The sequence below is a fragment of the Pseudomonas sp. Mb7 genome, from assembly GCF_054790525.1.
Map to the genome: position 1 here is coordinate 6427720 of NZ_CP186501.1, position 21681 is coordinate 6449400.

Consider the following 21681-nt stretch of genomic DNA (forward strand, 5'->3'; position numbering starts at 1 on the left):
TTTTTTTGGCCCTGCGACGACCCCCTGTAGGCGCTGCCGAAGGCTGCGATCATTTGATTTTGCTTTTTAGAGGCCAAGATCAAAAGATCGCAGCCTTCGGCAGCTCCTACGGGGGATTGCGCGTCTACACTCAGTTGCACCAATGGAGCTTGCGGCAAAGGAGTGCGCCATGTCGCCTCGTTCGCGATTCACCAGCCCGGCCCGGCAGCGCGGGGCGATTGGCTTGATGGCGGCAGCCACCCTCAGTCTGGCGGTGGTGATGCTGCTGTTGGTGGTCGACACCGGCCGCTTGTACATGGAACAACGCAAATTGCAGCGGGTGGTGGACAACGCCGCCCTCGAGGCCGTCAGTCGTGGCGGCGATTGCCTGCCGGGCCTGAGCGCCGCCAGTTACGCCGGGCAAAGCGCCGTGCGCAACGGCTACGTTGTCGACGCCAGCAACACCCTCGCCACCACGTGCGGCACCCTGGTGACTGCCGCCAGCGGTTTGCGCACGTTCGCCGTGGATGCTACGCAAATGGCTGCGGTCAAAGTCGTCGCCAGTCGCACAGTGACCACCAGTTTTGCCGGTGGTGTACAGGCCTTGTTCAGCGGCACACCGGTCAGTCTCAATACCACGCTGAACGCCTCGGCGGTTGCCGCCAAACCGCAGCCAACGGTCGCCCAACTGAATATTCGCAGCACGCTGACGAGCATCGATACAGCCCAGTCGAACATCCTCAATCCGCTGTTTTCCGGGCTGCTCGGTGGTAACGTCAATCTCACGGCACTGGGCTGGGACGGCCTGCTGAACACTGATATCAACTTACTGAAATACCTTGATCAGTTGGCGATCAATCTCAACGTCGCGGCCGGCAACTACACGCAGTTGCTCAATACCCAGGCCACGGTGACGCAACTGATTCAGGCCGCCGCGACGGTGGTGCAACTCAATGGTGCGACCGCCCAGGTGATCACTGCGCTGGGCCAATTGCAGGTGGCCGCGATCAACGCGGCGCCGGTCAAACTGGGTGACATCCTGCAATTGCAGACCGGGACCACGGCAGCAGGGCTGGACGCCAATCTGCAACTGCTGCAACTGATTCAGGGCGTGGTGCAACTGGCCAACAGCAAGAGTGCGGTGGCGGCGACGTTGCCGATCAGCGTGCTCGGGCTGGCGAATGTCACGGTGCGGGTGAAAGTGATCGAGCCGCCGCAGTTTTCCGCCATTGGCGATCCGGCGCGGGCCAAGGTCAATCCGACCGGGCCGGACCGGATTTATGTGCGTACGGCGCAGGTGCGCACGATGTTGTCGGTGAGCCTGCCGGTGCTGTCCGGGGTCACGGGGCTGACCAATGCGGTGTTGGGATTGGTCGCGGGACTGACGCCGACGCTCAATGCGGTCCTGAGTCTGAATCTGGTAGCAGTCCTGAGTTCGGTCGCCTGCGCCGGTTGCCAGCAACTCGACCCACTCCTATTGCCATCCCCCGAAATTGACATCAGCCTGGATGCTGGTGGCGCGAAAAGCTATGTCACCGATTACAGCTGCCCAACCGGGACAACAGGCACGAAAAGCCTGACTGCCCACACCATCACATCCATTGCCGACCTCAAACTCGGCAAGATCGACCCTGCCAACGCCTTTTCCTCGGCCGCCGAACCGACTGTCACGCCATTACCGTTGGTTGACCTGGGAATCGTCACGTGCCACAAGATTCTGGGCATCGGAACTTGCGACCCCTCCACCCATATTCAATACGGCGCTGGCGGCATTGCGATCATGCTCGACACCAGCGTCGCGCAAAACACCCAGGATCTGGTGTTCTCCAGCGGCACACCGTTCGCCACCCCGGCCAACCTCAAATTGCTACCGAGCGTGCTGCCCGCCGTACCGACCAACAACATCGTCGGCAGCCTGTCGAACACCCTCGCGGGGATCAACCTGATCGTCTACAAACCCCAGGGCAGCAATCCATTGGGGGCCGTTGTTACCGGCGTTGCCTCGTTGATCAGTGATGTCACCAGCAAACTGCTGCCGGTGGTGACCAACCTGGTCAGCCCGTTGCTCGACCCGCTGCTGAACAACCTGCTCAAAGGCCTGGGCATTAACCTGATGGATGTCGACGTCGGTGCCAACATGACCTGCGGCCAGACCGGCAAGGCCTATCTGGTGATCTAGGCGTCCACGGCAACCGGCAACTCGATGCAGAACCGCGCGCCCTCGACCGAGTTGCGCACGCTCAACTCGCCGCCCATGTTGTCGATGATGCCGTAGCTCACCGACAGCCCCAGCCCGGTGCCGACGCCGATGGGTTTGGTGGTGAAAAACGGCTCGAAAATCCGCTCCAGCAAACGCGGATCGATGCCGCCCCCGTTGTCCTCGACCCACAGGCGCACGCACTGTTCATCGCGTTCGGCATAGATCGAAATCCACGGTTTGAAAGATGAATCCTTCTCGCGTTTGCTCAGCAACGCGTCGCGCGCATTGACCATCAGGTTGATCAACACTTGTTCAAGCTGATCGACGTAGCCACGCACCTGAACCTCGAACGCGGTCTCGCTGATGCGCAAGTCCACGCCTTTGCCGCGCATGCCTTCGGCCAGCAGCGACAGCGTGCCTTCGATGGCCGAGGCCGGGTTGAACAGTTGCTGCTCGATCTCCGAACGTCGGCCGAATACGCGCATGTGATCGACGACTTTCGCTGCACGCTGTACCTGCGCATCGATGCGGTTGAGTTTGTCGGTCAGGTAATCGACCTGCACATCGCCGTTGCCCAGGCGCTTGAGCACGTTGACGATGGCCATGCGCATCACGTTCAGCGGCTGATTGATTTCATGGGCGAGGCCGGTGGCCATTTCGCCAAGGGTGGCCATTTTCGCGCTTTGTGTGAGTTGCTGTTGCGAGCGGCGCACCTCGGTGTTGTCTCGGCCCACCGCTTGCACTTCGATCAACTGGCCGTGCTCATCGAACACGCCGCGATCGGACCACACCCACCAGGCATGTTCTCTGCCGGGCAGTTGCAGGCTGATTTCCGCGGTGCTCACCGGTTGCTCCACGGTCAGTGCAGCGAGACGCTGGACGAACGCAGTACGTTGTTCCTCGGACATCCAGCTGCCCAGATCGACCCCTGGCAGTTCCTCCGGCGTGCATTCCAGATACTTCGCCAACGGCCGGTTGCCAAAGGTCAGAATCAGATCCGGGCGATAGCGACAGATCATTGCCGGCGAGTCTTCCACCAGAATCCGATAGCGCTCTTCACTCTTTTTCACCTGTTCGGCTGCCAGGGTCGCCTCGGTGACGTCTAGCCACAAACCGACCGCTTCGACCGGCAGGCCGAGGTCATTGCGTAGCAGACGGGCTTCATCGAGCAACCAGTGATACTCGCCGCGACGGTCGCGCAGTCGATAACGGCTGCGCACCGAACCTTCGCGCAGCAACTGGCGGCTGCGGGCGAAATACACATCGCGATCCTCGGGATGGATCATCTCGACCAGAGCGCCGTCGCTGCAGTCCTCAAGGTTCCACCCCAGCAAGGGTTGCAGGCTGGCACTGAAGAACGCCGGGATCAGTGCACCTTCGTGGTAGTGCTGGACGTAAATCACCGCGGGCGAACTGGCGATCAGGTTGTCCAGCCGTGCATGCGCGGCGGCAGCCCGTTGTTGCTGGTTCTGGATGTCGCTGATGTCGAGCATGAAACCGACCAACCGCCGTTGCGTGCCGTTGCCAATCACTTGGCCCTGCACGCGATACCACGTGGGCGCCTGCTCGTTATTACCACCGCGCAGGCGTACCGATAACGTCAGGGCTTCGCCGTGTTGTTGCAAGGCTTGCAGACGGCTGCGCAACTCGTCGCGGTCGGCGGGATGGATTTGCGTCAGCCAGTCTTCCAGCGGTAATCCGCCAGGGTTCACGTTCAAGACCGCCGCCAGCGCGGGTGCCAGTTGAATGTGCTTGTCGCCTGCCAAAATCTCCCACCAGCCTGCACCCAACAGGGTTTGCAGCGCTTCGATGCGCTCCAGTTGCAAGTGATGCTGCTGTTCGCGCAGGCGGCCGAGCAACGGCCCGGCCAGCGCGCCGGCCAGCGTCATCCAGTCGCGCTCGCTCAGGTATGGCGCAACGCTGTCCACGGGATAAAAACCGCAGAGCAGCCAGGCCACCACACCGCGCTCATCGCTGTACGGCACCGCGAAACCTTCGGCACTGCCGAACAGGGCCTGCACCCGCGAATGTTCATCGAGGCCATGCTGCGCGCCGACGCGTTGCGGCGCGGCACCGTTAAGGCTGTCCAATGGCGTGCCCAGGCGCTGCCCGTCATGCCACAGATCCGGCGCATCGTGGGCGCGATACTGGCGATGGATTTGCCAGCCCTGTTGCTCATCATCGAGCAAGGCCAGCGCCAGACAGGGGATATGCCAGCGCTGGGCGATCATTTGCAATTGTTCGCTGACGATCACCGGCAAACGCACTTGGCTGCAGGCGCGTAACTGTTCGCTGACCTGCCCGGCGATCAATTGGCAGGCATCACGCTGACGCGATTGTTGGCGTTCAAGCAGCAAGTCAGCGATGTCGATCAACTGCATCAGCCAGCCGTCGCCCAGCGGCTGTACCCAGCCACGCAGGTGCACGGTTTGCTCGCCCAGGCCGCAGAAGTCGAGATCCAGCAAGAGCCCCTGCCACTCCCGTGGCCGACCTTCGATGGTCAGTGTGCTGTGGGGCAGCAAATAAGTGCTGAGTGGCAAGGGTTGATCTTGAGGTTTGAACTGCGCCAGCAGATGCCGCAGCGGCCCGGCCATTTGCAGCACGTCACCGTCGTCATTCAGGTACAGGTGCAAGCCTGTCGCGGGTGAGCCGAGTGGGTCGGGCAACTCGTGGGCGGCGGGTGGTGTGCGTTTGAGCAAGCGCCCGAAGAGCTTGTCCCCCGACGTCAAAATTGCAGACTCGATTTGGCGGTCAGATAGGTGGGCAGATTGGGCACTGTACCAACCACCGGAAGCACCAGAAACGGCATGACCTGATTCAACTTGCTGACCGGATAATCCACGCGCACCGTCAGCAGGCCTGACGCGCTGTATTGGGTGTTGGTATCAACGCCGATCACTAGGTTGAAGACCGGCGGAATCCAGGACAATTGCTGGGTCAGCGTGGCATTCGCGGTGTTGATCACCACGGTTGAATAGTTGGGTGTGTTGGGATCGACCGCGACACTGCGGCGCACGGCTTCGGACGTGGCCTGATTGAACGATTGCATCATCACCAAGGGCAGGCTGTAACTGACCAGGCCGTAAAACACGGCGAAAAAGATGATGAACACCAAGGCGAACTCAATCGCCACCGCACCTTTTTGCGACTTGCGAAAGCCGGTTTTCATGAGTGCGTCTACCCTGACTGTCACTGCGTAGTCTCAGCATAGAATCATTCCGCAAAAATGGACGGTTTTTACCGGATGTACAGTTTTCTCCTCCTGATCTGGCTGGGCCTGTGCGCGGCGCAAGATGCCCGCCAGCGACGCATTGCCAATGGGCTGACGCTCGGTGCGGCGGCGCTGGCGCTGATCTATCTGTTGTGGACCGGCAACACTTGGTTGGGCGCTGAGGCGGAGCAGGGCGGTTGGGCCTGCCTGATCGCGCTGGCGCTGACCCTGCCGGGTTTTTTCATGGGCCGTATGGGCGCCGGCGATGTGAAATTAATGACAGCCCTCGGTCTTGCGACGGACGGTCTGTTTATTCTTGGCGTATTTATCGGTGCGGGCGTCGCCAGCCTGATCTGGATGCTGCTGGCGCCAAGAGTCTGGCTCCATATGAGTCAAGGGCTTAGAGAACGTCTGCGATATCTGGCCCCCGGCATGTCAAAAAAGCTGCCATTTGCACCGTTCGTGCTGGTCGGTGCAGTGCTCGTTATGCTTTGGATCCACTAGTCGCCAAGCGCCACTAGTTCTATGTACATAGTCGGAAAGTACGTCTACTTTCAAATGAACTGGTTATACAGCCAAAGGCTGACAGTACAGGAATGGTCAGCTTTGGCCTGGGACATGGAGTAGCACGTGAACAAGCTTACGTCTGCGGTAAAAGTCCTCGTGGTCGACGATCAGCCGTTGATCGTGGAGGAGCTGTGCGAGTTTCTTGAAAGCAATGGTTATCGCTGTGTGCCGTGCGAATCCAGTCTGCAGGCGATCGAGTGTTTCAGTGAGGACGCGGAAATCGGTCTGGTGCTGAGTGATCTGCACATGCCGGACATGGATGGCATTCAACTGATTCAGGCGTTGCAGCGTTTGGCGGGCAAGCGTCGGGTGTTTGAGGCGATCATGCTCACTGGGCGTGCCGACAAGCAGGATGTGATCAAGGCATTGCGTGCCGGGATTGCCGATTATTATCAGAAGCCGATTGATCTGGATGAGTTGCTCGACGGGGTGCGGCGTCAGGAGGCGGCGCTGCAGGAGCGGCAGAAGAATCTGCAATTGGGGCATTTGAATCAGAAGTTGCAGTATCTGTCTGAGTCGATTGATGACCTTTATCAGGATCTGGACAAGGTGCGGCGTAGTCCTTCGGCGGTGGTTCGTGATGTGTTGGGCGGTGAGCCTGTCGAGGCTGAGGCTCAGGAGATGCCGGAGATTTTCAATCAGTTGTCGCCGCGGCAATTGGATGTGGCGCGGTTGGTGGGCAAGGGGCAGACCAATTATCAGATTGCCTGTGAGTTGGGGATTACCGAGAACACGGTGAAGCTTTATGTTTCTCAGGTGTTGCGGTTGACGCATATGCATAATCGGACGCAGTTGGCTTTGGCTTTGTCGCCTAGTGCTTCTGCTTTGCGGCAGCGGGTTACGGCGCATTGACTTGGCGGCCTTTGGGCCGACCATGCTCTTGGGGTTTTGGGTGAATATCCGTTGCTGCGGGGGTTGCCGCTGACGGTTCCGCTCTTACAGCGGGTCACTTTTGGCAAACGCCCCAAAAGTAACCAAAAGGTCTGCGCCCTGACGTTCGGCCCGCTCGCTGGGGCTCGGGGTTCCTTCGCTCCGGGATCGATCCGGGGGCATCGCTTCCGGTTTGCTTCGCTGCACCTCCTTTCGATGTGTTCGACTTCGTCGAACGGCGCTGCGCGCCTACCCCCGGATCAATCCCTCTACTCAGCCTGCCGACGGGCTCCAAGATCAAAAGCAGGCGAGCTGACACTCGGCCTATTGAGTGGTGAAGAGCGGGTGTTCGGCTTTAGTTTTGTGGTGGATTTGCCCCTCATCGGAACACCGCCCGCCCAGCCCTCTCCCGAGGGTGAGGGAGCTGATCTGGTGATTTTCAGTATCTGAATTCGACTCGGTCTTTCACGTCGACGTAGCTCTCCCAAACACCTCGGTCAGTCCCCTCTCCCTCTGGGAGAGGGTTAGGGTGAGGGTTGGCTTTTGGCTGTTTAAATTTGTGCCAGATAACCGGAACCTTCCCACACGGTTTTCAGGTTGTCCGTCGGACGTGCGCTCTCTAGTCTCTGGCTGTCGCTGAACACTCAGCGATCGGGTGTGAGAACCCGGCAATTTATGGTCATCCAGTTTCTGTGCACGCATAATCGCCGCCAGCTTGTCTGCTGTCTGCAATGTGTCATGGCGGCTGTGTGCGGGCAGACTTCGGTCTGGCCGGGTGTCCATAACCGGTATTCTCACCCCGCATACAGCTGCCACCTTTTGCCCCGTGAGAATGGCAGTGGGTGGCGGCAAAGACTTTGGAGTTGTTTCAATGGACAAACTGATCCCCGACCCACCCACCGAACCCACGACCCCACTCGAAGAAGCTATCCGCGCCGACGACCTCGTCAAGAACCGCGAGGCCATCAAACGCGCCCTCGATTTCTACCTCTGCCCCGAACCCGCGAAACCCCACCAACCCACCACGATGTTCCTCATCCATCCGAAAATCGATACCGAAAGCCTGCTCGCCCATGCCTGCGAATCCCTGGCTTCGGCCAACACACTGGCCGGTAACTTTGCCGATCAGTTGGGCCGCCCGGAACGCAATACCGCGCTGGCGATTCAGCAGATCATCATGCTGGCCGAGCTGGCGGTAAACCGGGCACTGGATCGGGTGGATCCGCAGACCTGACCCGCTAGGCACACCGCGTCATCGTTCTTCGCGAGCAGGCTCGCTCCTACATTTTGAAATGCATTTCAGCTGTGGTAGAGCACAGGGGAGGCGGCTTCTGATTTGCGTTGGATTCGCCCCTCACCCCAGCCCTCTCCCGAGGGAGAGGGGGCCGATTTGTGTGTTTTTCAAAGCCTGAGTTCGACTCGATATTTCACGTCGGCGTAGCTCTCCCAGACAACTCGGTCGGTCCCCTCTCCCTCTGGGAGAGGGTTAGGGTTAGGGTGAGGGTTGGCTTTTGGCTGTTTAAATTTGTACCAGATAACCGGAACCTTCCCACACGGTTTTCAGGTTGTCCGTCGGACGTGCGCTCTCTAGTCTTTGGCTGTCGCTGCCAATTCAGCGACCGGGTGTGGAAACCTGAATTTCAAGTAGATGCGTTGCATCGCTACCGCAATCATTGTCGGCGTCTTCTTTCGTCTGCAAACTGTGTCGCGGCGGCTGTGCGCGGGCAGGCTTCGGTCTGGCCGGTTGCCTACTTATCGGTTTTCCACCCTGCGTACAGCTGCCACCTTTTGTCGTGTGGAAACGACAAAGGTTGGCTCCTCAGCCAAGTAGGAGTTGTTATGGACAAACTGATCCCCGACCCACCCACCGAACCCACGACCCCACTCGAAGAAGCTATCCGCGCCGACGACCTCGTCAAGAACCGCGAGGCCATCAAACGCGCCCTCGATTTCTACCTCTGCCCCGAACCCGCGAAACCCCACCAACCCACCACGATGTTCCTCATCCATCCGAAAATCGATACCGAAAGCCTGCTCGCCCATGCCTGCGAATCCCTGGCTTCGGCCAATACGCTGGCGGGTAACTTTGCCGATCAGTTGGGTCGGCCGGAGCGCAATACCGCGCTGGCGATTCAGCAGATCATCATGCTGGCCGAGCTGGCGGTAAACCGGGCACTGGATCGGGTGGATCCGCAGACCTGATCCGGCAGGCACACTGCGTCATCGTTCATCGCCAGCAGGCTGGCTCCCACATTTGGAAATGCAATCCACCTGTGGAAGCGAGCCTGCTCGCGAAAGCGCTCGCAAGGTCACCGCCTCACTAATTCTTGCTCTCGATCTTCCCACCCGCATCCGGATCATAAAAATCCGGAATCTCGTATTTGTACTTCTTCAACCAGCGCTGCATCGCCAGATCACGTTCGGTCGCGGTCGCCGTTTGGGGTTTTGGCGAGGCGGCTTTGTTACGGCTTTGCAGGACCAGCCAGCCTTCGGTTTCCTGTTGTTGCGCCGAGGCGGGGCCGGCGTCGATGGCGGTGGCGCTGAGGGGCAGGCTGAGCAGGGTCAGGTAGCACAGGCCTTTGAAGGGATGCATGGCTGTCTCCTTATTTGAGCGATGGCGGCAACGGGTCAGCGACGGCGGCCACTTGATTGCTGGTGGCGGGTTTGGCCTTGACCGGGGCTTTGAGTTTTTCTGCGCGTTGCTGGGCTTCGGTGAATTGTTGCGGGGTCAGTTTCGCGCGGCTGACGATTTCGGCGGCTTGTGGCCAGTCGTTCTGGTACAGCAGCAGGGTGACCATGTTCAGTGTCGCCAATTGATTGTTCTGCTTGAGTTCGATGGCGGTGAGGAACTCGAAGCGCGCATCGTTGAGGCGCAGTTGATTGAGATAGACCACGCCCAGGTCGTTGCGGATTTTTTCGTCGGTGGGGGCCAGGCGGGCGGCGCGTTGCAGGTGGGCCTGGGCCTGGCCGTTGTCGCCGCGAGCAGCGTAGAGCTGACCGAGGCCGTGTTCGGCTTCGGCGGTCAGGCAGCCGCCGAGCAGGCCGCGGTACAGCGGCTCGGCTTCGCTACGGCCGAGCAGACGATAGACCTTGGCTTTGCGCAGGCGCACTTCGCTGATGTTGTCCGGCAGGCTTTGCAGGTTGGCCAGGCTGGCGTGCAACTTGCCGTCGTTGGCCAGGTTGTCGGCGAGGTTCAGGGCCAGTTCCTGCTCCTGAGTCATTTTGCTGCAACTGCTCGGTGACAGCAGTGCTGTCCAGGGTGCCTGGCCGTCGGTGGCGCAACCGCCGAGCAGCAACAGACTTGCCATGACTATCAGTACTTTCATCAAACGCTCTCCATGAGCAAGGTCAGTTTGCGAACGCCCGGGCAATCGCAGTGAAGCCGGGGCCGGCGAGGACGATCAGCAGTGCCGGAAACAGAAACAGCATCATCACTACAGACATCTTCGCCGACATTTTCGAGATGTATTCCTGCAGGCGGGTCAGGCGTCGGTCATCGAGCAGTTGCTTGAGCGCCAGCAGCGATTTCATCGCGCCGCCGCCCTGTTGAATCAGTTGCTGCAGGATCACGCAGGTGTCGCTGAATTCGTCCACGGCGAGCATCACCGCGGCTTTGTTCAACTCCTGGCCAAGTTCCAGGCCGCTGTCGACACGGGCCAGAATCAGGCGCAGTTCGCTGGTCAGTTCCGGCAGCAGTTTTTGCGCTTCAATGCTGAGTACCCGCAGGGCTTGTTCGACGGCCATGCCGGATTCGAAAAGGATGCGCAGCAGCGGAATGAACGTCGACACCTCCACGGCGATGGTTTGCTGCCGGCGTGCCGCCGCGTAGGCCAGCAAGCGTTTAGGCAGCAGATAACCGCCGCCGGTAGCGAGCATCGGCACGATCCAGCGGTTGTCAGCCTGGGGGAAAAACACCTCTTGCAGAAAAATTGCCAAACCCAACGTTAGCAGCGGCGTGCCGATCTGGCAGGCCGCAAAAAGCGCGCGTTCATTGGCCCGGCGCCAGCCGATGCGGTTGAGCAGGGTTTGGGTTTCGCTGTCGATGCTCACCGAACGCTGGCCGAATTTGCTGCTGCCCAGTGCGCGCAACCAGTTGCCGAAGCGATTCTCGCGCACCAGTTGTCCTTGCAGGCGCTGATTGATCTGACGCACCCGGCGCCGCTCCATCAGCAGGTGATTGATCACCAGCATCAAGGCGCCGAGCAGCAACATCAGTGCCGCGAGCCAGACCATGTCAGACGCTCCTCAACATGCGCCACAGCGCCAGGCTGCCGAACACTTGCAACACGGCAGCGCTGATCAGCATTTGCTGCCCGCTCGCGTCGTTCCACATCCCGAGCATGTAGCCGGGATTGGTCAGCATGAAGTAACTCACCAGCAGCAACGGCAACGAGCCGAGCACCCACGCGGTCATGCGCGTTTCGCCGGTGAGGGCGCGCAGTTGCCGCGCACCCTGGTCGCGTTCGCGGATCAGTTTGATCAGGTTCTCCAGCAGTTCACTGGCATTGCCGCCGTAGCGATGATTGACCTTCAGGCCGAGGGCGAACATGCGCAGTTCATCCTGTTCATACAGTTCGGCAAAGTCGCTGACGGCATCCGGCAAATTCACGCCCAATTGCACGTTGCGCTGGACCCGACCCATGGCTGTTTTCAACGGATCTTCGCTGGCCTCAATGCCGCCCATGACCGCGTCACTCAGGGTGCGCCCGGACTTCAGGCTACGCACGGTGTGATCAAGCAACTGCGGCAGTTGCTCGATCATGCGTTTGATCCGGCGCCGGTAGAGCACGGCGATGTACAGCCGCAGCGCGAGCGGCGGTACGAAGATCATTAGCAGCAGGCCGACCCAGTCGGCGAGAAAATAACCCAGGGCCATCGCCAGCGCCCACAGACTCAGCCACAGGCCGAAACGCTCGGTCGGGCGGCCCAGTCCGGCACGCAGAAACATCCGTTCCAGTCCGACCCACACAGGTTTTTCGGCAGCCAGTTGCGGTTGCCCGGCGGCCAGTCGATTGAGGACTTTTTCCGTTGCAGTCTTGCGCAGACCTTGCAGGAACAGGCGGATCGACAGCCCCAGCAGCGTCAGGCAGATAACGATGAGAATGATCGGTCCCAGCATGCTCGATGCTCCTTGCCGTCAGCCCAGATGTGTCTCGTGGCGCAGCTTGTCGCCGGCCGGATTGACGGCTTCGCGCAAGAAACCGAAACCGCTGCGGCGGTCGAGGCGGAACAGCGTGTTGGTGACGTAGACGTCTTCGCGAATGCCGACCACTTCCACGACCTCGCTGACGCAACGGCGCCCGTCAGGCATGCGCGTCAACTGGATGATCACGTCGAGGGCCGCGCAGATCATCTGGCGCAGGGTGCGTTCGGCGATGGAACGGCCCGTCAGACCGACCAGCGTTTCCAGGCGCAGCAGCGCATCCTGGGCGTTGTTGGCGTGCACGGTGCTCATCGAGCCGTCGTGACCGGTGTTCATCGCTGTGAGTACATCGACCACTTCGACGCCACGAATCTCGCCGAGGATGATCCGGTCGGGGCGCATCCGCAGGGCATTGCGGATCAGGTCGCTGGCCTTCACTTCACCGTGGCCTTCGGCATTCGGCGGACGGGTTTCCAGGCGCACCACGTGGGGGTGGCCGAGCTGCAATTCGGCGACGTCTTCGATGGTCACCAGACGTTCGTGCGGGTTGATCAACTGGCTGAGAATGTTCAGCAGCGTGGTCTTGCCGGTGCCGGTGCCGCCGCTGATCAGGATGTTGCAGCGCTTGCCGACGGCATCCTGGAAAAACTCGAAGATCGACAGGTCGACGGTTTGCATGGCGATCAGGTCGCTGCTTTTAAGCATGTCCTTGCGGAATTTGCGAATCGACAGGCAGGGGCCGTCGAGGGCAATCGGCGGAATGATCGCATTGACCCGACTGCCATCGGGCAGGCGTGCGTCGACCATCGGTGAGGACTCGTCGAGGCGTCGTCCGAGTGGTGCAAGGATGCGTTGCATCACGCGTTCGACGTGATGGGCATCGATAAACCGCAGGTCACTCTGGTGCAGCACACCGTCGCGTTCGATGAATACCCGGTGCGGGCCGTTGACCAGAATCTCCGTCACCGAGTGATCGCGCAGCAACACCTCCAGCGGACCGAAACCGGTGAGTTCGTCGACGATCTCTTCGGCTAGCCGCTCCATCTCGTAGCGGGAAATCGCCAGGTGCAAACGGGCGATGTACTCGGCGACTTTGTCGGTGACGAACTGTGCGAGTTGTTGGCGTGAACCTTCCAGCAAGTTTTTGCCCGACTCTTCGAGGGCGTCGATGATGTAGCGATGCAGGACCAGTTTCAGGCCTTCGTGATCGCTGTTGCCGCCGCTGCTGCGGGGTGCAGCGCCGAAGAGTTTTTCTGCGCTCATGAGGTGCCTCGCAAGCGGTCGAACCAGGTGACTTTGGGCTTGGCCAGACCCTCGGAACGTTTGGCCAGACGTTCACCGAGCGCACGCAGGCTCTGGGTGAGTTTTTCGCGCGGGGCCAGTTCGAACAGGCTGACGCCCTGGTTTTTTGCGTTCAGGCGCACTTCTGGAGTGAGGGCCAGCGTGGCGATCACTTCCAGATTGAAGGTCTTGCCGAGGGTTTCCGAATTGGGCGCAACGTTGCTCAAGTAACGGTCGATCAGCAGCCGCCCGTGGTCGAGCTTCATGCCTTTTTCTCGCCACAGATTGAGCACGGCGAGGTTGCGCCGGCAGTTGAGCACGTTCTGGTCGGTGTACCAGAGCAACTTGTCGCAATGGCTGACAAAGGTGCGCAACGCCTCGCTGTCGGTCTGCCCGGTGAGGTTCACGACGATGTGCTGGAAGTGCTGGCGCAGGGCGCTGAGCAACATGTACAGCTCGGCGGCGCTGGTGTTTTCCAACGGCTCATCGTTGCTGGCGTAGGCGAGAATGCGCAGGCCGGCTTCGGCGCTGGTGAAGGCGCTGTCGATCAGTGTGGCGTCGAGCCGGCGCAAGTGACGCAGGGCATCGCCAAAGTGAAACGAACTTTCCAGCCCGAGCAGGGCGAGGCTGTCACCGCGCGGCAGACCGAGATCGAGCAGCAAGGTTTGCTGACCGCTCTTTTGCACCACCAGGGCCATATGGTTGGCCAACAGTGCTCCATCGGAACTGCTCTGCACGCCATACATGACCGTAAGGCCGCCGAGTTGCGTATTCGGCGCTACGGGCGGCAGGCGTTTGCTCAAGCGCCGCACCAGCCCGGCGACTTCACTGGAGCGCGAACCGTAGGCGACAAAATCCCGGGCCCCGGCACGCATGGCATTGAGCACCAGCTGATTGTCCATGCCGTCGCCGAGGGCCACGATCGCCAGCATCGGTTTGGCCTCCAGCGCGCCTTCGATCAACGCGCTCTGGGCGACCACGTGCTCGCGATCCAGGCCGACGAACACCAGGCTGGCAAAGGTGACATCCACCAGCGCCAGCAGTTCGTCGAGGCTGCCGCCGCCGGCGCTGACTACCTGACCGAGCGGCGCGAGTGCGCCCTGCAGCCACTCCAGATCGGTGCTGTTGCGGGTGATGGCGAGAAAGGTCTGGCTCAGGTTCTGGCTCATTGCGATAACCCGCTGCGCTTGTCGAAATTGCCGTTCTCAAGAAAAAACATGCGGTAGAAATTCGGGTCGTAATTGCGCAGTTTTTCCCCGGGTAACGACGGCAACTGGGCATCGGCGGCCAATGGCTGCACCAGATGCGGCGTCACGATCATCAACAGTTCGCGCTCTTCGCGCTTGATCTGCGAGCCTTTGAAAAAAGCGCCGAGCACCGGGATGTCACCGAGGCCGGGAAACTTGTTCACTTGCGAGCTGTTGGTGGTGCTGATCAAGCCACTGATGACGAAACTCTCGCCGTCGCCAAGCGACACGCTGGTGTCGGTGCGGCGGATAGTCAGCGCCGGCACAGTGGTGCCGGCGATCTGTACGGCGTTACTGAAGTCCAGCTCGCTGACTTCCGGGGCGACCTTCAGCGCGATGCGGTCGCGACCGATGATGGTGGGCGTGAGGGTCAGGCGGATGCCGAATTCCTTGTATTCGATCGACACGCTGTCGCTGCCGGAGCTGGGCACCGGAATCGGAATTTCACCGCCGGCCAGAAAGCTTGCGCTCTGCCCGTTCAACGCCACCAGACTTGGCCGCGCGAGGGTATAGGCGAAGCCGCTGGTTTCCAACGCATTGATGATCGCCATGGTCTTGCCGCCGACCCACGAGAAGTTGAACAGTGAGTTGTCCACTGGCAGGCGGGGCTGCGGCACCCCGTCAATCGGCGGCAAGGTGCCGGGCGAACCGAACAGAAAGTTGCCGCGCGTGCCGATCAGCGAGGCGGTTGCTTCCTTGAGTTTGGTGCGGCTGACTTCGACGAAACGAATGTCGGTCTGCACTTGCGACGGCAGGCTCGGGTCATCCGAGGGTAGGGAGCCGGTCATGGCGGTAGTGGCGGCGCCCTGAACAAAGACCATGCTTTGGCGCGGTTCGCTTGAACACGACGTCCAGACCATCAGGCTGGTGGCACCGGGCGCAACGCCGGTGAGCAGAAAGGACGAACTGCCATTGGCATGTACGTCGGCGATTTTCGGGTCGCCGATGGCCAGACGCGTGATCGCCACGGGGGACTGCACGTCCTGCTGAAACCCTTCGCCGATTTCGATCACTGGCGGCATGCGCCCCAGTGCCGAACAATTGCCGACTGCCGCGAACGCAGCGTCCATCGACAGTCCCATCAATAACAAGGCGCGCAGCATAGGTTTGAATGTCGGCCTGAAACGACTCTGCATGCCCTTGGATCCTTGCGCAGTCATGGGTTTTGTTGGGTGATCTGGTTGCCGCGAATAATTTCCACGGCAGGCCGTGCGGCACCACCGGCACCACCGCTGGACGGTGCTTTCGGTGCGGTGCCCATGGCCAGTTGGGTGAACTGGAAGAGTTGTCGGTTGGCGGTGTCGAGATGGGCCGTGGACTGTTTTTCGCCGGCCCAGTATTTGGCCAGGCGTTGTTCTTCACTGCTGCGTACGGCCAGGCGCAAGGTGCCGGCCTGGGTGGCGAGCATCAGGCGACTGAGCAGTTGTTCCGGCACCGCCAGCACCACGGTGCGCGCGGCAACGCGGCGTTGATCCTGTTTGAGTTTTTCGTCTGCACTCAGGGCCGGCGAGGCCGGTTGACCGTCGTTGGTCAGGCCGTACTGGTCACCCACGCCAAGCACGCGCATGGCCGGCAAAACGATCTGCGCCGACTGTTCGAGGTTGCTGGAATCCTGGCGCAAGTAGAGCAAGACATCGACGTAATCGCCGGGAATCAGTTGCCCGGCGGCACCGATCACTTCGTCAACAGCCACGGTGAGCGCGCGTTCGTCACTGTGAATCATGCGTGCCAGTGAACCGCCGGCGGTGAAGCTTTCATCGTTCAGCCAGGTGCCGGCGCTGAGGTGCCGCCAGGGTGTGCGACCGACGGCCTGATCGATACTGCTCAAGCTGCCTGCCGGTGCACTGCGCAGTTTTTCCACCGCTACATCGGCGGCGGTCAGCGCAGTGAAGGGTGGCACGTCGTGCAGCAGCACCACCACGGGTTGGCGGGTCTGGTCTTCGGCGATCGCGACAGTTTTTTCAACAGTGACAGTTGGGGCGACGGGGGCGACGGCGACGGGCGCTGGTTGACGACTGAGTACCAGTCCCCAGTAACCGACAAAAATGGCTCCCAATAACAGGATGGCTGCAAGGCCCATGGTGACGCGACTGTTCATGACGGCTCTCCCTTTCCTGCTGCACTACCCACTGCTATTGCTAACGAGAGAAGTTCCCAATCCGGCAGCTATGAACATGCAACTATTTCGCTATTTCCACGCTAGCTGATCCAAGCCAAAACGCCATTACTGACAGGAAAATAACTCACGAAAGTATGAGTCTTGGCCAATTAACAGCAGCCGATGGCAAAAACACGATTGGATTAATACTTTCCGGTTAATCCGTTCTTACAGTTGTTGGGTGGGGGTTTCTTGACAATGCTCAAATGGCACGGTGGGTCTTTGCCGTTGTAGTGACATCAGCGCCAGAGGCGCAAAGGAGCAGTCCTATGTTTCGCATGACTTTCGACTATCTAATGTCCAGAGCCCGGGTGTTCATCAAGAATGAAGAAGGGGCTTCGGCGATCGAGTACGCCATTGTGGTGGCGATGGTCGCTGTCGTGGTTGTGGCATTCGTAACCCCTCTTGGCGATAGGGTGCTGGCGATCTTCAATAATATTTTGACGTCTCTTGATGGTACGGCTGTGACACGGCCGACGCCTTGAGTCATGGGAACGCTGCACCTGGCTGATATCGCACTACAATGGATTTTCCATTCAGCTTTCAGGTATTGCCTATGAACGCGTCTTCGCCGCACCGCCAACAGTTGCTTTTGGTTGACGATGAAGAGGACGCGTTGCTGGAACTGGCGGAGTTGCTGGAGGGTGAGGGGTTTGTCTGTCATGCGGCGACGTCGGTGAAGCTGGCGTTGCATCATCTGACTCGCCATCCCGATATCGCGCTGGTGATTACTGATTTGCGTATGCCGGAGGAGTCCGGGATGTCGTTGATCAAGCGGTTGCGTGAGCATACTTCTCGGCAGCATTTGCCGGTGATTGTGATGTCGGGGCATGCGGATATGGAAGACGTCAGTGATTTGTTGCGGTTGCAGGTGGTGGATCTGTTTCGCAAGCCGATTTATTACGTCAGGTTGTTGGAGACTTTGGATAATTTGTTTCCCAAGCCTAAGGTTCAGGTTGGCTGAGGTTGAGCTCGGCGGCCTCTGGGCCGACCGTGCTTTGGGTGTTTTGGGTGAATATCCGTTTTTTTGGGTGTTGCAGCTGGCGGTTTCGCCCTTACGGCGAGGCACTTTTTCCAGACGCCGAAAAAGTACCCAAAAAGGCTTGCCGCAACGTTCGGCCCACTCGCTGAGGCTCGGGGTTCCTTCGCTCCGGGATCGATCCGAGGGCAGCGCCTACGGTTTGCTTCGCTGCACCTCCTCTCGCTGTGTTTGGCTTCGCCAAACGGTCGCTGCGCTCCCACCCCCGGATCAATCCCTCCACTCAGCCTGCCGACGCGGCCGGTGAATCAAGATCAAGAGCTGCAGCCGAGCTAACGCTCATCCTGTTGAGTGGTGAGGAGCGGTAGCGATGCGCGGTGCGCGGTGTGCGGTGTGCGCGGTGTGCGCTGTTTTGCTTTGGCTTTTCTGTGGGGGCGAGTTTGCTGCGGACGGCGTTCCTGCGAAAGCGGCCTGACAGCCGGCCAATTTCTAACTGAATGCACTCAATCCAACTGTAGGAATGAGCCTGCTCGCGATGGCGGCCTGCAATCCGACCCAGTTCTGCCGTTTGTACACTCCACCCGCCGCTGCAGAAGCCTCTTGGGTGTTTCGGCTTACAACTGATAACTGAAACTGATGCTGTACCGCGTCCGGCGATTGAACGTGTCCAGCGCTTCATCCGACATCGCCTTCGCCGCTTCCAGCGCAATGTTGTAGTACTTGGCATCGCCAAACCGTAGCCCGATCGCCGCCGATGACAGGTTGTTGGCCTTTACCGGCAATTCGTTGAACCAGCTGCGTGAGCGATCAAGGACGAAGTACGGTTGCAGGATGCGCACCCAGTTGCCGTCGCGGTTGAAGCTGTAGTTGACCTCGTACGCCACGCCCCAGCCCTTGTCGCCGGAGGCTTGATCGTCGGGATAACCACGACCGAAGTTCTGCCCGCCGAACACCGCGCGCTCGCTGTCGGGCAGGGTGTCGTCGCTCCAGTACAGTGCGGCAGACAGCACGCCTTGCCAGTTGTCGAGGAACTTGTCGCTCTGCACGCCAGACAGGCGCAGGCGAAAGAAGTCGAGGTCGATGGCGTTGTTGTTGGTTTTCGCGCCCATGCTGTCGACGCCTTGGTACACACCGCCACTGAGGATTCGCAGTTGGCGGGCATCGGCCTTGCGCCAGTCGCTCTCGAAGGCGAGGGCGCGGATGTCGGTGCGTTCTTCGACACTCAGCGGGAAGCCGATCACCTTGTAGCGGGTCTTGTCGTTGACCGCGTAAAGCCTTGAACCGGCCGTTAGCAGTTCGTTGGAGGCGGCAATCAGTGGCAAGGTGAAACCGATCGAGTAGCGGTCGTTTTCGCGGTGCGGTTTGAGTTGCAGGCCATTGTCGAGCAGGACATTGGTGCCGGGGTCAGCACGGTAGCGTGAAGCCGACAGCGCCAGTTGTGCGCCCTCGTCATTGATGAACTGGTTGTAGTCGAGCCGGTAGTAATGTTCGTGATCGTCACCCGGTGGGAACAGGCCGCTGAGGGTCAGTTGCTCGCCCATCGCGGTCTGCGAATTGCTGCTGACACCGAGCAGGGCCTGGGTGCCGTTGCGGTTGTCTTCGGTGGTGCTCAGCGTACTGGTGAAGGGTTTGCGACTGGCCTGGGCCACCAGTGTTGTGGCGCCGTCGGTGGTGCCGGGCGGTGGCACCTGGGCCTGGATCGTCACCCCGGGAATGCGCGTCATCAGCGTGGTGTAGCGCTCGAACGTCTTGCGGGTCAGCGGCCGCTCGGTCTGAATCTTCGCCGCCAGTTTGTCGAGCAGGACTTTGACCCGGCCGACATCGCCCTGGATCTGGATATCGCGGACGTAGCCTTCCACCAGCACCACGCGCGCTACGCCGTCATTGAAATTTTGCTGCGGCAAGAACGCGTAGGACAGCAGGTAGCCGTCCTGCTGATAGCGTCGAGTGATGTTGCGCGTGGCCTCGATCAGCTCGGCGAGCGTGGCTTGCCGGCCGATCAGGGGCTTATAGATTTCGGCGAGCTCGTTGAGCGGGTAGAGGGTGCCGCCTTCGATCTGCACGGTTTGCAGTTTGATCTTGGTGTCCATCAACAGCGGTTGCGCAGCGGCGGCACCGGCGTCCGGCACCTGCACGGGCGTGGCGCTTGGGCGATAGGCATCGGCCGGCAGGTTCGGCACCGGCAGATTGCGGATGGTTTCGTTGCTGTTGAGAAAGCTGGGCAGGGTGTCGGCGAGGGCGGCGGAACTGAGACTGAGGAATAGCAGGGATGCCATTACGCGCATAGGACACTCCATGGTCAGATCACGGCACTGGGCTGAATTTTCCTAAGAAAAAAGGCGGAAGACTCGTGGGAATCTTCCGCCCTCAACCAAGCGTAGGCGCTGTAGGTGAGGCCGTCGAATCGGCCAGGTGCAATTTAGCGTGTGTTGCCTCCCAGGGTGCCAGTCAGACCACCGAGTACACCGCCCAGACCGCCACTGGTGGTACCCCCGCTGGTACCGCCGTTGACCAGGCCACCGACGGCGGCGACGGTGCCGCCAACGTTGCTGACCAGACCACCGACTGCGGTGGTGACCGGGTTGTTGGTCGCGGCAATGCTGCCGCCGATACTGCTGACCGCGCCGCCCACCTGGCCGGTGAGACCTGCAACAGGTGAGCCGATACCGGTAGCGGCGCCGACTTGTTGGGTCACGTTGGTAACCGCACTGGTAACCGGGTTCAGGCCTGCCCCCAAGGTTCCGCCAACCGTGGCCAGAGGTGAGGTGGTTGCGGTGATCGGGGTGCCCGAACCGCCGAGTACGGTGTTGAGCGAAGCCACTGTGTTGCCGGCCGCAGCGAGGACGTTGCCAGGCGCTGCGAGAGTGCCGTTGCCTGCCGCCAGACCTGAGCCGACATTGACCACCGCGCCGCCAACGGTTTGCAGCAGGCCAGTACCACCGAGGCCACCGCCCACTCCACCAGTACCCGAACCAGTGCCGTTGGACACCAGACCACCGGCCTTGGCGACTGCGGTGCCGGTATCGCTCAACGCGCCGCCGAGTGTGTTGGTCAAGGCGTTGCCGTTACCCGCATCGGTAACATTGCCGCCCAGTGTGTTCACCGCGCCACCGACTTGCGCAACCACGCCTTTGAGCGGATCGCCCAGACCGGTCGCATCGCCGACTTTGTCAGTGGTGCTTTCAACCATCGCGATCACTGGCACCAGGCTACTGCCGAGTTTGTTTGTCAGTTGACTGGTCGGGCCGCTGGTCAGCGTGGTGTCGAGGGTATTACCGAGCATGGTGACTTTCTCGCCGACCCCATCAACCAACGGCGCGACTCTGGTGACTACACCGCCCACCACTGGCACGCTGGTGGTGGCAGTGGACAGCTTGGCGCTGAGGTCGGAGACGCCGTTGCCAACATCCGTCACTACACCGCCAACCGAAGCAACGGTGGTGGTCAGGCCATTAGGGTCGGTGGCCAGTTTGCCTACGCCATCGGCGACGCCATCACCCAAGGTGCTGACAACATTGCCTGCGGTGTTGGCCGCACTCTGCACCACACCACCGACCACCGGTACGGTGCTCAGCGAGTCGCCGATCTGGCCAACGCCATCGCCGACGCCAGCGACGGTATTACCGACATCCTGCACCAACGTGGTGGTCACCAACGGTGTGGTGGTTGGGTTGGTCGGGTTAGTGGGGTCAGTCGGGTCTGTCGGGTCTGTCGGGTTGGTTGGATTAGTCGGATCAGTGCCACCAGTGCCGCCTGTACCACCCGTGCCACCGGTTCCGCCAGTGCCTGCGGTATCACCGCTGCCACCCGTGCCACCTGTGCTGCCAGTACCCGATGTGCCACCAGTACCCGCCGTACCATCCGCCGAAGAACTGCCGGAACTGCTTTTATGACCGCCACCACCGCTGCTGCACCCGGTGACGCCAAGGGAGAGAATCAATGCCAGAGCGATTGCCGATTTGCACCACACGTTTTGAGTTTTCATGATTGAGATTCCTTGCACCTGTCACAACGTTCGTTGTCTTCGATGGCTCGCCGATCTGTTG

19 protein-coding genes are annotated in these 21681 nt (G+C 60.4%); 7 read left to right on the forward strand and 12 right to left on the reverse strand.

The annotated features are described in order from the left end of the window. The first annotated feature begins 169 nt into the window (after positions 1 to 169). A complete protein-coding gene (locus ACOYXH_RS28985; protein WP_258709187.1) occupies positions 170 to 2158 on the forward strand; it encodes a pilus assembly protein TadG-related protein in 1989 nt (662 codons plus the stop codon). Here the strand turns inward: ACOYXH_RS28985 and ACOYXH_RS28990 are convergent. After that, on the reverse strand, positions 2155 to 4908 hold the full coding sequence (locus ACOYXH_RS28990) for a PAS domain-containing sensor histidine kinase (protein ID WP_460410146.1): 2754 nt from the start codon (positions 4906 to 4908) through the stop codon (positions 2155 to 2157). The genes ACOYXH_RS28985 and ACOYXH_RS28990 overlap by 4 nt on opposite strands. Next, on the reverse strand, positions 4905 to 5348 hold the full coding sequence (locus tag ACOYXH_RS28995) for a TadE/TadG family type IV pilus assembly protein (protein ID WP_095047370.1): 444 nt from the start codon (positions 5346 to 5348) through the stop codon (positions 4905 to 4907). The genes ACOYXH_RS28990 and ACOYXH_RS28995 overlap by 4 nt, the downstream gene beginning before the upstream one ends. A 75-nt stretch (positions 5349 to 5423) precedes the next feature. Here ACOYXH_RS28995 and ACOYXH_RS29000 point away from each other — a divergent pair, with 75 nt between their 5' ends. The 4 genes from ACOYXH_RS29000 (at position 5424) to ACOYXH_RS29015 (ending at position 9029) form a co-directional block, all read left to right on the forward strand. Next, positions 5424 to 5894 carry a prepilin peptidase gene (locus ACOYXH_RS29000; protein WP_176471323.1) on the forward strand — a complete coding sequence of 157 codons (471 nt, stop codon included), beginning with the start codon at positions 5424 to 5426 and terminating at the stop codon, positions 5892 to 5894. Positions 5895 to 6020: 126 nt separating this feature from the next. Beyond that, positions 6021 to 6809, forward strand: coding sequence for a response regulator transcription factor (locus ACOYXH_RS29005; RefSeq protein ID WP_116255838.1), 789 nt, complete (start codon positions 6021 to 6023; stop codon positions 6807 to 6809). Positions 6810 to 7698: 889 nt separating this feature from the next. Beyond that, complete coding sequence (locus tag ACOYXH_RS29010; protein WP_095126100.1) at positions 7699 to 8061, forward strand: DUF6124 family protein; 363 nt, start codon at positions 7699 to 7701, stop codon at positions 8059 to 8061. Positions 8062 to 8666: 605 nt separating this feature from the next. After that, entirely contained in the window at positions 8667 to 9029 is a 363-nt protein-coding gene (locus tag ACOYXH_RS29015; RefSeq protein WP_095126100.1) for a DUF6124 family protein, read from the forward strand. 118 nt (positions 9030 to 9147) lie between these two features. Here ACOYXH_RS29015 and ACOYXH_RS29020 read toward each other — a convergent pair whose 3' ends face one another. The 8 genes from ACOYXH_RS29020 to cpaB are packed head-to-tail and all read right to left on the reverse strand — an operon-like array spanning position 9148 to position 16596. Next, positions 9148 to 9420: a DUF3613 domain-containing protein gene (locus ACOYXH_RS29020; protein ID WP_095047374.1), complete on the reverse strand. Its 273-nt coding sequence runs from the start codon at positions 9418 to 9420 to the stop codon at positions 9148 to 9150. A 10-nt stretch (positions 9421 to 9430) separates the two neighbouring features. Then, entirely contained in the window at positions 9431 to 10153 is a 723-nt protein-coding gene (locus ACOYXH_RS29025; protein WP_095047375.1) for a tetratricopeptide repeat protein, read from the reverse strand. A 22-nt stretch (positions 10154 to 10175) separates the two neighbouring features. Continuing rightward, positions 10176 to 11060 (reverse strand): type II secretion system F family protein, encoded by an 885-nt coding sequence (locus tag ACOYXH_RS29030; RefSeq protein ID WP_095126099.1) that lies wholly within the window; start codon positions 11058 to 11060, stop codon positions 10176 to 10178. Between the two features lies 1 nt (position 11061). Continuing rightward, complete coding sequence (locus ACOYXH_RS29035; RefSeq protein WP_460067005.1) at positions 11062 to 11946, reverse strand: type II secretion system F family protein; 885 nt, start codon at positions 11944 to 11946, stop codon at positions 11062 to 11064. 18 nt (positions 11947 to 11964) lie between these two features. Then, positions 11965 to 13233, reverse strand: coding sequence for a CpaF family protein (locus tag ACOYXH_RS29040; RefSeq protein WP_093430272.1), 1269 nt, complete (start codon positions 13231 to 13233; stop codon positions 11965 to 11967). Further along, positions 13230 to 14420 carry an AAA family ATPase gene (locus tag ACOYXH_RS29045; RefSeq protein ID WP_007914643.1) on the reverse strand — a complete coding sequence of 397 codons (1191 nt, stop codon included), beginning with the start codon at positions 14418 to 14420 and terminating at the stop codon, positions 13230 to 13232. Before ACOYXH_RS29045 ends, ACOYXH_RS29040 begins: the two co-directional genes overlap by 4 nt. Next, a complete protein-coding gene (locus ACOYXH_RS29050; protein ID WP_320413849.1) occupies positions 14417 to 15634 on the reverse strand; it encodes a type II and III secretion system protein family protein in 1218 nt (405 codons plus the stop codon). Before ACOYXH_RS29050 ends, ACOYXH_RS29045 begins: the two co-directional genes overlap by 4 nt. A 20-nt stretch (positions 15635 to 15654) precedes the next feature. Next, entirely contained in the window at positions 15655 to 16596 is a 942-nt protein-coding gene (cpaB, locus tag ACOYXH_RS29055) for a Flp pilus assembly protein CpaB (protein WP_095047380.1), read from the reverse strand. A 338-nt stretch (positions 16597 to 16934) separates the two neighbouring features. Between cpaB and ACOYXH_RS29060 the strand changes: the two genes are divergently transcribed. Next, positions 16935 to 17141, forward strand: a complete 207-nt coding sequence (locus tag ACOYXH_RS29060) for a Flp family type IVb pilin (protein ID WP_095047415.1) — start codon at positions 16935 to 16937, stop codon at positions 17139 to 17141. Between the two features lie 71 nt (positions 17142 to 17212). Next, positions 17213 to 17620 (forward strand): response regulator, encoded by a 408-nt coding sequence (locus tag ACOYXH_RS29065; protein WP_095047381.1) that lies wholly within the window; start codon positions 17213 to 17215, stop codon positions 17618 to 17620. A 629-nt stretch (positions 17621 to 18249) separates the two neighbouring features. On the opposite strand, the gene ACOYXH_RS29070 is transcribed toward ACOYXH_RS29065, so the two are convergent. Both ACOYXH_RS29070 and ACOYXH_RS29075 read right to left on the reverse strand, forming a co-directional pair. Then, complete coding sequence (locus tag ACOYXH_RS29070; protein WP_095126097.1) at positions 18250 to 19920, reverse strand: ShlB/FhaC/HecB family hemolysin secretion/activation protein; 1671 nt, start codon at positions 19918 to 19920, stop codon at positions 18250 to 18252. Positions 19921 to 20054: 134 nt separating this feature from the next. Continuing rightward, the gene (locus ACOYXH_RS29075) at positions 20055 to 21620 is read right to left on the reverse strand and encodes a collagen-like triple helix repeat-containing protein (RefSeq protein ID WP_258709191.1); all 1566 of its coding nucleotides are present in this window, start codon (positions 21618 to 21620) and stop codon (positions 20055 to 20057) included. Positions 21621 to 21681 lie beyond the last annotated feature (61 nt).

Coding starts and splice junctions, on each gene's coding strand:
- ACOYXH_RS28985 (WP_258709187.1), top strand. CDS start 170: ATGTCGCCTCGTTCGCGATTCACCAGCCCGGCCCGGCAGCGCGGGGCG.
- ACOYXH_RS28995 (WP_095047370.1), bottom strand. CDS start 5,348: ATGAAAACCGGCTTTCGCAAGTCGCAAAAAGGTGCGGTGGCGATTGAG.
- ACOYXH_RS29000 (WP_176471323.1), top strand. CDS start 5,424: ATGTACAGTTTTCTCCTCCTGATCTGGCTGGGCCTGTGCGCGGCGCAA.
- ACOYXH_RS29010 (WP_095126100.1), top strand. CDS start 7,699: ATGGACAAACTGATCCCCGACCCACCCACCGAACCCACGACCCCACTC.
- ACOYXH_RS29015 (WP_095126100.1), top strand. CDS start 8,667: ATGGACAAACTGATCCCCGACCCACCCACCGAACCCACGACCCCACTC.
- ACOYXH_RS29020 (WP_095047374.1), bottom strand. CDS start 9,420: ATGCATCCCTTCAAAGGCCTGTGCTACCTGACCCTGCTCAGCCTGCCC.
- ACOYXH_RS29025 (WP_095047375.1), bottom strand. CDS start 10,153: ATGAAAGTACTGATAGTCATGGCAAGTCTGTTGCTGCTCGGCGGTTGC.
- ACOYXH_RS29030 (WP_095126099.1), bottom strand. CDS start 11,060: ATGGTCTGGCTCGCGGCACTGATGTTGCTGCTCGGCGCCTTGATGCTG.
- ACOYXH_RS29035 (WP_460067005.1), bottom strand. CDS start 11,946: ATGCTGGGACCGATCATTCTCATCGTTATCTGCCTGACGCTGCTGGGG.
- ACOYXH_RS29040 (WP_093430272.1), bottom strand. CDS start 13,233: ATGAGCGCAGAAAAACTCTTCGGCGCTGCACCCCGCAGCAGCGGCGGC.
- ACOYXH_RS29045 (WP_007914643.1), bottom strand. CDS start 14,420: ATGAGCCAGAACCTGAGCCAGACCTTTCTCGCCATCACCCGCAACAGC.
- ACOYXH_RS29050 (WP_320413849.1), bottom strand. CDS start 15,634: ATGCAGAGTCGTTTCAGGCCGACATTCAAACCTATGCTGCGCGCCTTG.
- cpaB (WP_095047380.1), bottom strand. CDS start 16,596: ATGAACAGTCGCGTCACCATGGGCCTTGCAGCCATCCTGTTATTGGGA.
- ACOYXH_RS29060 (WP_095047415.1), top strand. CDS start 16,935: ATGACTTTCGACTATCTAATGTCCAGAGCCCGGGTGTTCATCAAGAAT.
- ACOYXH_RS29065 (WP_095047381.1), top strand. CDS start 17,213: ATGAACGCGTCTTCGCCGCACCGCCAACAGTTGCTTTTGGTTGACGAT.
- ACOYXH_RS29070 (WP_095126097.1), bottom strand. CDS start 19,920: ATGCGCGTAATGGCATCCCTGCTATTCCTCAGTCTCAGTTCCGCCGCC.
- ACOYXH_RS29075 (WP_258709191.1), bottom strand. CDS start 21,620: ATGAAAACTCAAAACGTGTGGTGCAAATCGGCAATCGCTCTGGCATTG.